Origin of the sequence: Nesterenkonia lacusekhoensis, assembly GCF_017876395.1 — a bacterium.
GTDB lineage: Bacteria > Actinomycetota > Actinomycetes > Actinomycetales > Micrococcaceae > Nesterenkonia > Nesterenkonia lacusekhoensis.
Genome location: NZ_JAGINX010000001.1, coordinates 1143432 through 1156330, shown reverse-complemented (window position 1 = coordinate 1156330; position 12899 = coordinate 1143432). Strand labels below are relative to the sequence as shown.

Sequence of the window (12899 nt, the reverse complement as noted above, 5' to 3'; positions counted from 1 at the left end):
CTCGGGAGGACGAGCTGTACAGCCCCGTCCTCCCGAGGAGGCGGTGGGCCGTGCGCCCACCGCCTGAGAGCTGATCAGTCGAGGTAGTCGCGCAGGACCTGGCTACGGCTGGGGTGCCGCAGCTTCGACATGGTCTTGGACTCTATCTGCCTTATCCGCTCGCGGGTGACCCCGTAGACCTTGCCGATCTCGTCCAGGGTCTTGGGCTGACCATCGGTCAGACCGAAGCGCATGGCGACCACGCCGGCCTCGCGCTCGGCCAAGGTGTCCAGCACCGAGTGCAGCTGCTCCTGCAGGAGCGTGAAGCTGACGGCGTCGGAGGGGACGACTGCTTCGGAGTCCTCGATGAGGTCACCGAACTCGGAGTCGCCGTCCTCACCCAGGGGGGTGTGCAGGGAGATCGGCTCGCGACCATACTTCTGGACCTCGACGACCTTCTCAGGAGTCATGTCCAGCTCCTTGGCCAGCTCCTCCGGAGTGGGCTCACGGCCCAGGTCCTGGAGCATCTGACGCTGGACGCGGGCCAGCTTGTTGATGACCTCCACCATGTGCACGGGGATGCGGATGGTGCGCGCCTGGTCGGCCATCGCGCGCGTGATGGCCTGACGGATCCACCAGGTGGCGTAGGTCGAGAACTTGAAGCCCTTGGTGTAGTCGAACTTCTCCACGGCGCGGATCAGGCCGAGGTTGCCCTCCTGGATGAGGTCCAGGAACAGCATGCCGCGTCCGGTGTAGCGCTTGGCCAGGGAGACCACGAGGCGGAGGTTGGCCTCCAGCAGGTGGTTCTTGGCGCGGCGCCCGTCTGCGATGACCAGTTCGAGGTCACGACGGAGTCGCTTGTCCTTGATCTCGTTCTCGGCGAGCTTGTGCTCGGCGAAGAGTCCGGCCTCGATGCGCAGGGCAAGGTCGACCTCCTGCTCAGCGTTCAGCAGAGAGACCTTTCCGATCTGCTTGAGGTAGTCCTTGACCGGATCTGCGGTGGCGCCGGCGGAGACGACCTGGACGGCCGGGGCGTCATCGTCGTCGGCGTTGGAGAGCACGAAGCCGCGGCCCTTGGTCTCCTCCTCCTCGACCTCTTCGCCCTTGACGGCCTTCTTGGCGTTCTCGACGATGGCCGCGGCGTTCTCCTCATCGCCTGCGGCGGCCGCGATCTTCTTGGCGACCTCCTCCTCGTCACCATCCTCCAGGGCTTTGGCGACGGCGGCCTCGAGTGCGGCGGTCGGCGCCGCGCTCTCCTTCTCCTCCTCGGCGAGCACCTCGTCCACCGGATCAGCGGCCTTCCTACGGCCTCCGGTCTTCTTGTCAGCAGGCTTCTTCGCCGAGGAGGTGCTCTTGCCGGATGCGGCCTGCTCGGCCTTACCCTTCTGAGCAGCGCTCTCCTCAGCCTCAGCAGCGGCTGCGTTGTCTTCTTTCGTCTTGGACGCAGTTGTTGGCACGGTGACCTTCCGACTCGGATGTGCGAAGGCGATGGGCTGACCAGTGGTCAACACACCTATGACCCTGTCAAGTCCGTCGCCCCGGCACAGCCCCTCTCCGGACTCTCAGAAGAGCCGCCCGGTGGGCTGGACCAGACAATGGATGCAGGGTCTCAGCATGCCATAACGGAGCTGGAGCTCTGTTCATTCCCGCTCCCGCTCAGAAATTTTCGAACAGATTTCCCCTGCTCATAGTTGCTCCAGCTCCAACTGTGCTGTTTGACCTGAGCCCAGGGACAGATGCCACCCACATCCATATAGCGGCTCAGCAGCTGGGCCAAGCGGTTCTGCGGATACCTCTCCACGCAGCGGTCGGCGTACGCCCCGGCGATGCTGCCGCGTCCACGGGCCCACTCCACCCAGACCATAAGGCTGAGGATGTGAGAGCGCGCCGGGGCGTCCCCGAAGGCATGGGCCATTCTCAGCACCATCTCAAGCGCATCGATGCGCGCCCAGTCCGGCCGCCGACCCGTGTCCCCCAGGAACGCCGCCTGGAAGTCCTCCACCGCGGCATCGAGGTCCCCCGGAGCCGGTCGCCCTTCGCGCCCGAGAAGTTCGGCGATCTTCTCCCGATGACGACCGGATCGTGGCCCTGCTGAGAGCACCAGGTACCCGCACAGGGCCGTGTCGAAGTCCAACGCCGCCATCGGAATGATCGCATCACGCAGCCCACTGTCGGTCACAGCGGTCAGCATGGCGGCCAACTGGTCCGGGCACTCCGCCAGCCATCCGGCGGAGCCGCTGACCTCAGTGCGCGAGATCGCAGCGTCCCAGGCCGCAGCACAGACATAGGGAGGGCGCCCGTCCTGGGCGGCCATGGAGTCGAACCGTTTCCTGTGGGCGGCGACATCTTCGCGCAGCTGCTGCACCTCCTCGCGGCTGTAGAGCACCTCTCCCGTCGGCATCCCCGTCTCGAGGGGAGACGACTCGAACCAGCGGACCACAGCCTCCGGGCCCTGAGCCGCCGGTACAGGCCCGCCTCGAGGTCTACCCCGGCCCTGCACGGCGAAGAGCGGATGGTCCTGCAGGACAGCATCCATCTCCCGCCGCACGTCCAGGCCGGGATACCCGCAGCAGCGACGATCAGCGCAGTCATAGTCTCGGATGCGGTCCCCGCCGACGTACCAGGTGTGGACGATCGGAGCCTCACCCCGTGTGGCGAAGGACACCTTCAGCGCCTCCAGCATCCCTCCATAGGGACGCTGGCCGGGTTCCGCCTCCTCCGGGGCGAAGAGCAGCACCAGCGCCGCCTCAGGCACGGGCGAGGCACCGGCGCCGAGCAGACATTCTGCGATGCTGTCGGCGAAGTCGCTCAGGTTCTCCGCCGGCGCCTGTGCGGCGCCCGCGGGAAGATCCACGCGCAGATGGCCGCCGGTGGTCCCCTGATCCAGGCCGATGACCACGAGGGAATTCTTCGGAAGGAACCCGAAGGTCCAGCTGATCAGGGCCAAGGCTTCCCCGGGCCGGTTCAGTGAGAGGGGTGTCTGTGTATCCATGCCGCCAGTCTGTGCCGACGGCAGGCTGCTCCCGCCGAACTGAGGCGCAGCTGTGGAGAGCCGCGCGCGGCAGGTGAGCCGCACGCTGGGCTGTGGAGGAAATCAGTCCTGACTCTGGTTGCGAAGATACGCCTCGGCGGCCGCGCCGAGCTCCTCCGCGTCGGGGACGGCGTCGTCGTTCTTGACCAGCAGAGAGCGCTGCTCTGTGCCGGCATGCTCATCGAAGTTCTTCTCCAGCCGAGCGACCAGTGCCTGGATCTCGGAGTTCTGCTCCACCTGACGACTCACGTCCTGGTCCACCAGCCGGGCGGACTCGCGCAGCTCGTCAGTGGGGAGCATCAGCTCCAGAGCCGCACCTGAGTACTCCAGGGCCGCCACAGCAACCTGCGGATACTTCCCGTTGGCCAAGTAATGGGGCACATGGATGGTGTAGCCGACCACATCGTGGCCGGACTCGTCGATCCGCATCTCCAGGACCTGCCCGAAGCCGGCCTCCAGCTGAGCCGTGGGGGCCCAGGTGGAGATGCCTTCGATGAGATCCTCGCGATTGCCGTGGGCGGTCAGTCCCAATGGTCGGGTGTGCGGGACCGGCAGGCCGAGGGAATCCACCACGACCACCAGCTGCACGCCCAGGCGGTCGATCAGCTCCAGCACCGCTTCGGAGACCCGCTCCCATTGGAAGTCAGGCTCATCACCGGTGAGCAGCAGAAACGGCTGGCCCTGGGAGTCCCGCACCTCGTAGAGGTCGAGATGTGGTCCGCGATAGTCGGAGAAGCGACTCTCGGAGAACGTCACCTGCGGCCGCCGGGTGCGGTAGTCGAAGAGCGAATCGGCGTCGAAGCTGGCCAGCTGCCGGTGCGGCAGCGTGCTCAGCAGCGAATCGGTGAGCTGTTCGCTCAGCGTGCCTGCATCGCCGTGGCCCGCCCAGGAGACGAGCATGTTGAGGTCCCGACGCTCCTCAGAGGCGCCGGAGGCGTCGCGCAGCATCAGGTCACCGCCTTCGGCCCGCACAGCACCGTCAGGCAGGGTGTAGTCGTAGACACCTTCGCCGGTCTCATCCTGGCCGACGAAACCCGGTTCAGCCGGGTACACATGCAGAAGGTCCAAAGGGTCTCTCACAGCGCATTCTCCTCTCCGCACAGGCTTGCCGGTGCGTCTGTCCGGGGCACAACGCAGGGCATAGGCGCGGCATTCCCCGGCGCAGATGATTGTGGATAGGATCGACTCGGATAAAGAGGTTCGACCGATTCGGTCCCCTGGTGGGGATCAGACAGGACAGACGTGATCAACGACTTCCATCCCACACTGACCGCCGTCTCCAGCTCCGTGGAGAAGACCGACGCCGACGCTCTCGTCCTCGGCGTCGCCAAGGGTCCGCAGGGCCCGATCCTTCTCCCCAACCCCCTGGCCGACAAGGCAGCCAAGAGCGTGGCCGACTCGCTCAAGGCCCTCGGCGCCTCGGGCGCCGCTGACCAGTTGCTGCGGCTGCCCGGAGTCGACGGCTTCAAGTCCGAGACCCTGGTGCTGATCGGCGTGGGGCCGCTCACCGGTGAGCCCACCGGCGGCGTGTCCCTGGAAGCGCTGCGCCGAGCCGCCGGCTCAGCGGTGCGTCAGCTCAGCAGCGCCGATTCCGTCGCCCTCGCATTGCCGGCCTCGAGCGCTGAGCAGGTCGCCGCGATCGCAGAGGGCGCAGCCATCGGGGCCTACTCCTTCAACCACTTCCGCAGCTCCGAAGAGGCGAAGTCGAAGACCCCGGTCGGTGCGATCAGCATCCTGACAGACCTGAAGGACCGTCACACCCGCCCGGCTCTGGATCGGGCGGCCGTGATCGGTGCAGCCGTGCGCGCCACCCGGGATCTGGTCAACACTCCCCCGAGCCACCTGTACCCCGAATCCTTCGCCGAGATCGCCGAAGAGCTGGCAGGCCGCACCAAGGCCCCCGCTCAGGGAGGCGGCACCACCAGAGCACCGAAGCTCAAGGCCAAGGTCTGGGACGAGAAGGCCTTGGAGAAGGAGGGCTTCGGGGGCATCCTGGGTGTGGGCAGCGGCTCCGCACGCAAGCCCCGCCTGGTGCGGCTGGAGCACTCCCCCTCCAAGCCTGTGGCGCATATCTCTCTGGTGGGCAAGGGGATCACCTTCGACTCCGGCGGACTCTCGCTGAAGCCCGCCAATGCGATGACCACGATGAAGCTGGACATGGCCGGTGCGGCCGCTGTGACCGCCGTCGTGCGTGCCGCTGCGGACCTCGACCTGCCGGTGAAGGTCACCGGCTGGCTGTGTCTGGCCGAGAACATGCCCTCTGACACTGCCCAGCGCCCCGAGGACGTCATCACCATCTACGGAGGCAAGACAGTCGAGGTGCTCAACACCGACGCCGAAGGCCGCCTGGTCATGGCGGACGGGCTGGTGGCCGCCTCGCAGGAGAACCCGGACGCGATCATCGACATCGCCACTCTCACCGGGGCCCAGATGGTCTCCCTGGGCGTGCGCACCAGCGGCGTCATGGGCGAGGAGGGGCTGCGCACCGCCCTGTTCGAAGCATCGCAGCAGGTCGGAGAGTCTCTGTGGCCCATGCCCATCCCGGAGGAGGCACGCTCCGGCTTCGACTCCGATGTGGCCGACCTGACCAACACCGGGGACCGCTTCGGCGGCATGCTCAACGCGGCCGCGTTCCTGCGCGAGTTCGTGGGCGAACGGTCCGACGCCGAGGCTTCCTCTCTGGATCCGGACGCCGGCCGGATCCCCTGGGCGCACGTCGACATCGCTGGACCGGCCTTCAACGAGAAGAGCCCCTACGGCTACACCGCCAAGTCCGGAACCGGTGTCATGGTCCGTACGCTGATCAGCTACCTGGAGTCCATCGGACGCTGAGCGCCCCCTGCGCCGCTGATAAGCTGAAACTCAGAGAAATCGACATCAATTCTCATGCAACCCAAGGGAGAACACCGTGGCTGATCAGCCTCAGGAATTCGACGTACTCGTCCTCGGCGGCGGCAGCGCCGGCTACGCCGCAGCGCTGCGCTCCGTCCAGCACGGACTGACCGTCGGCCTGGTCGAGAAGTCCAAGCTGGGCGGAACCTGCCTGCACACCGGATGCATCCCCACGAAGGCATATCTGCACGCAGCCGAGCTCGCCGATGAGGCCAAGGAGTCGGAGAAGTACGGCGTGAAGATGACCTTCGAGGGCATCGACATGGCCAAGGTCAAGGAGTACAAGGACGGCATCGTCGCCGGTAAGCACAAGGGTCTCACCGGCCTGCTGAAGATGCGCAAGGTTCAGGTCATCGAGGGCGAGGGCAAGCTCGTCTCTCAGGATGCGGTCGAGGTCGGCGGCACCCGCTACCGGGCCAAGAACATCGTGCTGGCCACCGGCTCCACCTCCAAGACGATGGGCCTGCCCCTCTCGGGCAAGATCATCACCTCCACAGAGGCTCTGGAGCTGGAGCGCACTCCGAAGTCGGCCATCGTCCTGGGCGGCGGTGTCATCGGCTGTGAGTTCGCCTCTGCCTGGACCTCCTACGGCACTGAGGTGACCATCATCGAGGGCCTGCCCACTCTGGTCCCCAACGAGGATCCCTCGATCATCAAGCAGCTCGAGCGCTCCTTCAAGAAGCGCGGCATCAAGTCCAATCTCGGGACCTTCTTCAAGTCCGTCGAGGAGACCTCCGACGGCGTGAAGGTCACGCTGGAGGACGGCAAGACCTTTGAGGCTGAGATCTGCCTGATCGCTGTGGGCCGCGGCCCCGTCACCGAAGGCCTGGGCTTCGAGGAGCAGGGCATCACCCTGGACCGAGGCTTCGTCATCACCGACGAGCGCCTCCACACCGGCGTCGGCAACATCTACGCCATCGGCGACATCGTGCCCGGTCTGCAGCTCGCGCACCGCGGCTACCAGCAGGGCATCTTCGTCGCCGAGGAGATCGTGGGCAACAACCCGGTGATCGTCGAGGACATCAACATCCCGAAGGTCACCTTCTGCGAGCCTGAGATCATGTCTGTCGGCTACACCCAGCCCAAGGCTGAGGAGCAGTTCGGCAAGGACCAGGTCGAGATCACCGAATACAACCTGGCCGGCAACGGCAAGTCCTCCATCCTCGGCACCGGCGGCATCATCAAGATGGTCGGCGTCAAGGGCGGTCCGATCGTGGGCGTCCACGGCATCGGCACCCGCATCGGTGAGCAGATCGGTGAGGCCCAGCTCATCGTCAACTGGGAGGCCTACCCCGAGGATGTGGCCACCCTCGTCCATGCCCACCCGACCCAGAATGAGGCCCTCGGCGAAGCCGCCATGGCCCTCTTCGGCCACCCGCTGCACGGCTGAGTCCACCCAAACGAGACGACTAGGAGTCGGACACAATGTCTGAGACTGTAAATCTTCCGGCCCTCGGTGAATCCGTCACCGAAGGCACTGTGACCCGTTGGCTCGTCGAAGTCGGTGACGAGGTCGAGGTCGACCAGCCGATCGTCGAGGTCTCCACCGACAAGGTGGACACCGAGGTCCCCTCCCCCGCCGCCGGCACCATCGAGGAGCTGCTGGTCAGCGAGGACGAGACCGTCGAGGTCGGCGCACCGCTGGTCAAGATCGGCGACGGCAGCTCCGGCGGCGGTTCCGAGGAACCTGCCCAGCAGAGCGAGGAGCCCGCCGAGGCTGAGGAGGAGGCCCCCACCCCGGCCGCCGGTGAGGCCGGCGGAGCCGAGGCTGTCGCAGAGGAGCAGAGCCCGGCAGAGGACACTGAGTCCTCCTCCGACTCTGCCCCGTCGGGTGATGCTCAGGAGGTCACCCTGCCAGCCCTCGGTGAGTCGGTGACAGAAGGCACTGTCACCCGCTGGCTGGTGGAGGTCGGCGACGAGGTCGACGTCGACCAGCCGCTGCTCGAGGTCTCCACCGACAAGGTGGACACCGAGGTTCCCTCCCCCGTCGCCGGAACCGTCCAGGAGCTGAAGGTCAGCGAGGACGAGTCCGTCGAAGTCGGCGCTGTGCTGGCCCTGGTGGGTTCGGGCGCCTCCGCAGGCGGATCGGCACCCGCTCAGGAGGAGCCGGCTGAGGAGAAGTCTGCCGAAGAGCAGGCGCCTGCTGAGGAGCCGCAGGCCGAGGCCGCACCTGCCCAGGAGGAAGCGCCCAAGCAGGAGGAGGCCCCCAAGCAGGAGCCGAAGCAGGAGGCCCCACAGGCTGAGGAGAAGCCCGCACCGGCGTCGTCCTCCTCGGCTGCTTCGTCCTCCTCGGGGGAGGGATATGTGACTCCGCTGGTGCGTAAGCTGGCCAAGCAGGAGGGCATCGACCTCTCCTCGGTCAAGGGCACCGGCGTGGGTGGCCGCATCCGCAAGCAGGATGTCCTGGACGCGGCCGAGACGAAGAAGTCCTCGGCCCCGGCTGAGTCGGCACCGGCCGGCGGCGAGGGCTCGAAGCCTGCGCCGAAGGTCGAGGTGGACACCACCAAGCGCGGCACGACAGAGAAGGCACCGCGCATCCGCCAGGTCATCGCCCGGCGGATGAAGGAGTCCCTGGAGGTCTCGGCCCAGCTGACGCAGGTGCAGGAGGTCGACATGACCCGCATCGTGAACCTGCGTGCCAAGGCGAAGGCGTCCTTCAAGGAGCAGAACGGTGTGAACCTGACCTACCTTCCGTTCATCGCTACGGCAGTCACGGAGGGACTCAAGCAGCACCCCAAGCTGAACGCCGAGTACCACGAGGATTCGCAGGAGATCGTCCACCACGACGCTGAGCACCTGGCCTTCGCCGTGGACACGGAGAAGGGCCTGCTGGTCCCCGTGATCTCCGACGCGGGCGACCTCTCCATGGCCGGGCTGGCCAAGAAGATCACCGACGTGGCCGGTCGCACCCGTGACGGCAAGATCGGCCCGGAGGAGCTGGCCGGCGGCACGTTCACCATCACCAACATCGGTTCGGTGGGCGCGCTGTTCGACACTCCGATCATCAACCAGCCCCAGGTCGCCATCCTGGGCACCGGCACCATCGAGAAGCGTCCCAAGGTGGTCACCGATGCTGATGGCAACGACACCATCGGAATCCGCCACCTGATGTACCTCTCGCTGACCTACGATCACCGGATCGTGGACGGCGCGGACGCCGGCCGCTTCCTGCAGACGCTGAAGGCGCGTCTGGAGGAGGGCAACTTCGAGGCGCAGCTGGGGCTGTGATCCCCGACTTCCTCTGAAGTCGTCTGTCCCTGTGGGGGCCCGCTCGTGTGAGCAGGCCCCCACAGCTGTCTGCGCCCACGATCGAAGCGGCGACCGTCGAGCCCCCGCACTCATGCTCCATCGGCTCCGGCCTCGCCGTCCGGCCTGCGCCGTCCATCGGGCCCGCTCTCGGTCTCCGGCCTGCTCTGGTCCCCGGCGTCGACCCCCAGAGGGTCCAGATCTTGGACCTCGTAGAGGAGCCAGCTGCCCTCGACGCGGTGCAGGACCAGCCTCACGTCCTGGCTGTGCAGCTGGTCAGTGCGGACGTCGTAGACACTGACGCGGACGTCCAGGACAGACTCGTCCTCGGCGGCTGCGACGATCTCATGCGAGTCCCCGGTGGTGGGGGCCTCCGCAGTGCCGTCGAGGGGCTCGATCCGCAGCGCGGGATCCTCATAGGTGATCTGGGAGGCATGGAGAGTGTCCATCAGCTCGCGCTCAGCGGTGAGCGCCGGGGAGTCATCCACTGTGTATGTCTGCGGAAGGTCTGAGCTGGGATCGCTGAGTGCCTCCGAGCGCAGTTCCACGATGCCGTCCAGGGCGTCCACCGGCTCGTCCTGGGCCAGCAGCTCCAGGGCCTCGTGGGCCTCCGGCGTGTCTGCCGCCTCCGGGTCCGGCGTGAGGTCATCAGCTTCCCGGGTTCCCCCAGCATGACCGACTGCCGAGTCGGCGACGTCGTCCCCTGAGGTCCCCCACCACACTGCTGCACCGAGCCCGAGGAGCAGCGCAGCCGCAGCGGCGGCCAGCACGGCTCTGCTGCGCACAGCGCCGCTGAGGCGCAGGCGAGGACCATCCTGAGGGTCCGGCAGGCGTGTGGGCAGTTCGGGCAGGACCTCGTCATCGACGTGGGCGCTCAGGTCCACCGGCTGTGCAGGTGCGGCTCTGAAGAGATCGTGGGCGAACTCACCGGCGCTCGGGCGATCCTCCGGATGCTCGGCCAGGGCCTCCTCCAGCAGTCTGACCAGGCGGGGCGGGGCCTGTGGGCAGTGGGCGCTCAGCGGCATCCGTTCCCGTACCCGCGGTGGCCTCTCACCGGTGAGAGCGAACCAGCAGACGGCGGCCAAGGAATACACGTCAGCTTCTGGGGCGAGATCACGCGCCAGCCTGCGCGAGAGGCTGCGCTCCTCCTGCTGGCTGCGCCTCAGATTCTCGCGCATCAGGTCCTCACGCTCCGGGGCCATGAAGCCGGGTGTCCCTCGCTCGCTGAGCGATGTCCCCAGCAGCTGGGCCTCCCCTAAGTCGGCCAGTGCAGGACGACCGTCGGGGGCCAGCAGTATGTTTCCCGCTGAGATGTCACCGTGGACAGCGCCCAGCCCGTGCAGATGGGCCGTGGCCTCAGCGACAGGACTCAGCACAGTCACCAGCTCGCCCGGGCCGATGCGGCCCTCTGCCCTGATCAGGGCACTCAGCGACCCACCCGTATAGGGCTCCAGGAGCAGGCCGGTTCCCCGCGACGTCTGCACTGCTCCGTAGGCACGCACGATGTGGGGGTGTCGCAGCGGCTCCATGGCCTGCAGCTCAGCCCTGATGTCTTCGGGCGCGGCTTGTGACTGCGCCTGCGTGGGCGCATCGGTCTCAGCCCTCGGAATCGTGTGGGGTTCGGGTGCCCCGTGGGGCAGCTTCAGTGCGATCTCTTCGGGCAGACTGCGCATCTGAGGCGAGGCGGCGCCAGCCCGTCTGATCAGCCACACGGTGGCAGCGCCGCCGGTGCCCAGCAGCCTCCGCACCGAGAAGCCTGGCACCGTCGGGGGCCGCTGGGTCTCATCATTGCTCTGCATGACGCCCACACTGCCCCAATCTTCGACGACGGTGCTGCGCTTCTCCACAGGGCTGGCGCTCCGAGGCCGTTCTCCACAGATGCGACGCCCCTTCCATTGCGTCGGTGCGGTCACATCTCTAAGCTCTGAAGGTTTAGGCTGGGGGCATGGACCTCGAACTTCGCCGCCTCGGCTTCGACCCCGAACTGGTCGACTACACCGAGGCACTCGAGCTGCAGCGTCATCTCCACACCAGCGTCCGCGAGGGTTCATCCCCCTCGACTGTCCTGCTGCTGGAGCACTCCGACGTCTACACCGCCGGCAAGCGCACCGAAGAGGCAGACCGTCCCAAAGACGGGACGCCGGTGATCGATGTGGACCGCGGAGGCAAGATCACCTGGCACGGTCGCGGTCAGCTCGTGGGCTACCCCATCCTGCAGCTGCGCGACCGCTCCCTGGTCAAGGACTACGTGTGCACCCTCGAAGGGGTCATCATGAAGGTGCTGGCCGAGGACTATGGGATCCAGGGACAGCGGGTCGAGGGCCGCTCCGGGGTCTGGCTCACCGACGGTCTGCGTGACCGCAAGATCGCTGCAGTGGGCATCCGCGTGCACCAGTCGGTGACGCTGCACGGATTCGCCCTCAACTGCTCCAACTCCCTGGACCCGTTCGAGAACATCATCCCCTGCGGGATCAGCGACGCCGACACCACCACGATCAGTCGCGAGCTCGGACGCACGGTCCGTCCGGCCGACGTGGTCGAGCGTATCGCCGAAGAACTGAAATCAGCCCTGCCCCAGTACATCGGTGCAGGCCAGCGGACCTCTCAGTCCGCCGATGAGGAGCCGGTGACCAGTGCCTGCTCCATCGCACAGCCGAAGGAAGGTGTCCCCCAGTGACCGAACAGGCAGTCCGTCCCGCCGGAGGATGCGGCACAGGCAGCGCAGCCAGCTCCACCGTGGCCCCCGAGGGGCGCCGCATGTTGCGAGTCGAGGCGAAGAACGCCGCAGTGCCCGTGGAGCGCAAACCGGAATGGATGCGCTCTAAGGTCAAGATGGGCCCGGAGTTCGTGGAGATGAAGAAGCGTGTGGGCCAGAAGGGCCTGCACACGGTCTGCGAGGAAGCAGGCTGCCCCAACATCTACGAATGTTGGGAAGACCGCGAGGCGACGTTCCTCATCGGCGGCTCGGCCTGCACGCGGCGCTGCGACTTCTGCGAGATCGATACCGGTCGCCCGGCCGCACTGGACGAGTCCGAGCCGCTGCAGGTGGCCCAGTCGGTGGCAGAGATGCAGCTGCGCTACGCCACAGTCACCGGTGTGGCCCGCGACGATCTCGACGATGAGGGCGTCTGGCTCTATGCCGAGACCATCCGTAGGATCCACGAGCTCAACCCTGGCACCGGCGTGGAGATCCTGATCCCCGACTTCTCCGGCAAGGAGGAGAACATCGCTGGCATCTGCGAGGCCAAGCCCGAGGTCTTCGCCCACAACGTGGAGACGGTGCCGCGCATCTTCCGGCGCATCCGCCCGGCCTTCCGCTACGAGCGCTCCCTCGATGTGCTCACTCAGGGCCGCAGCCACGGCATGATCACCAAGTCCAACCTCATCCTGGGCATGGGCGAGACGCGGGAAGAGGTCTCGGAGGCTCTCCAGGACCTTCACGACGCCGGCTGCGACCTGCTGACCATCACTCAGTACCTGCGTCCGACTCCGCGCCACCTGCCGGTGGACCGCTGGGTCAAGCCCCAGGAGTTCCTCGACGTCCAGCAGGAGGCCGAAGAGATCGGTTTCCTGGGCGTGATGTCCGGGCCCTTGGTGCGCTCCTCCTACCGAGCCGGCTCGCTGTGGGCCAAGGCCATGCAGAAGAAGGGCTGGGAGATCCCGGCCGAGCTCTCCCACATCGAACCGTCCGGGCAGACCCGTCAGGAGGCCGCTACGCTGGTCGCCGCCGGGCACTGATGCGCTAGACTGG

The 12899-nt window shown here is 66.9% G+C and carries 9 protein-coding genes; 5 read left to right on the top strand and 4 right to left on the bottom strand.

The annotated features are described in order from the left end of the window. Window positions 1–74: 74 nt before the first annotated feature. The 3 genes from JOF45_RS05485 to JOF45_RS05475 form a co-directional block, all read right to left on the bottom strand. Window positions 75–1487: an RNA polymerase sigma factor gene (locus tag JOF45_RS05485; RefSeq protein WP_245324438.1), complete on the bottom strand. Its 1413-nt coding sequence runs from the start codon at window positions 1485–1487 to the stop codon at window positions 75–77. 101 nt (window positions 1488–1588) lie between these two features. Beyond that, on the bottom strand, window positions 1589–2971 hold the full coding sequence (locus JOF45_RS05480; protein ID WP_210048388.1) for a DUF4192 family protein: 1383 nt from the start codon (window positions 2969–2971) through the stop codon (window positions 1589–1591). Window positions 2972–3073: 102 nt separating this feature from the next. Further along, window positions 3074–4090, bottom strand: a complete 1017-nt coding sequence (locus tag JOF45_RS05475; RefSeq protein WP_342591406.1) for a PAC2 family protein — start codon at window positions 4088–4090, stop codon at window positions 3074–3076. A gap of 162 nt (window positions 4091–4252) precedes the next feature. Here JOF45_RS05475 and JOF45_RS05470 point away from each other — a divergent pair, with 162 nt between their 5' ends. The 3 genes from JOF45_RS05470 (at window position 4253) to sucB (ending at window position 9130) form a co-directional block, all read left to right on the top strand. Next, a complete protein-coding gene (locus JOF45_RS05470; protein WP_342591405.1) occupies window positions 4253–5842 on the top strand; it encodes a leucyl aminopeptidase in 1590 nt (529 codons plus the stop codon). A 76-nt stretch (window positions 5843–5918) separates the two neighbouring features. After that, entirely contained in the window at window positions 5919–7292 is a 1374-nt protein-coding gene (gene lpdA, locus JOF45_RS05465) for a dihydrolipoyl dehydrogenase (RefSeq protein ID WP_210048387.1), read from the top strand. 35 nt (window positions 7293–7327) lie between these two features. After that, window positions 7328–9130, top strand: coding sequence for a 2-oxoglutarate dehydrogenase, E2 component, dihydrolipoamide succinyltransferase (gene sucB / locus JOF45_RS05460; RefSeq protein WP_210048386.1), 1803 nt, complete (start codon window positions 7328–7330; stop codon window positions 9128–9130). Between the two features lie 110 nt (window positions 9131–9240). Here sucB and JOF45_RS05455 read toward each other — a convergent pair whose 3' ends face one another. Then, the gene (locus JOF45_RS05455; protein WP_210048385.1) at window positions 9241–10995 is read right to left on the bottom strand and encodes a serine/threonine protein kinase; all 1755 of its coding nucleotides are present in this window, start codon (window positions 10993–10995) and stop codon (window positions 9241–9243) included. A gap of 98 nt (window positions 10996–11093) precedes the next feature. Here JOF45_RS05455 and lipB point away from each other — a divergent pair, with 98 nt between their 5' ends. Further along, window positions 11094–11825, top strand: a complete 732-nt coding sequence (gene lipB, locus JOF45_RS05450) for a lipoyl(octanoyl) transferase LipB (protein ID WP_210048384.1) — start codon at window positions 11094–11096, stop codon at window positions 11823–11825. An 80-nt stretch (window positions 11826–11905) separates the two neighbouring features. After that, window positions 11906–12886: a lipoyl synthase gene (lipA, locus tag JOF45_RS05445; RefSeq protein ID WP_210051328.1), complete on the top strand. Its 981-nt coding sequence runs from the start codon at window positions 11906–11908 to the stop codon at window positions 12884–12886. Window positions 12887–12899: the final 13 nt, after the last annotated feature.

Bases quoted from the DNA above. Each gene is read 5' to 3' on its own strand.
- lipB (WP_210048384.1), top strand. From the start codon at position 11,094: ATGGACCTCGAACTTCGCCGCCTCGGCTTCGACCCCGAACTGGTCGAC.
- sucB (WP_210048386.1), top strand. From the start codon at position 7,328: ATGTCTGAGACTGTAAATCTTCCGGCCCTCGGTGAATCCGTCACCGAA.
- lipA (WP_210051328.1), top strand. From the start codon at position 11,906: ATGTTGCGAGTCGAGGCGAAGAACGCCGCAGTGCCCGTGGAGCGCAAA.
- JOF45_RS05480 (WP_210048388.1), bottom strand. From the start codon at position 2,971: ATGGATACACAGACACCCCTCTCACTGAACCGGCCCGGGGAAGCCTTG.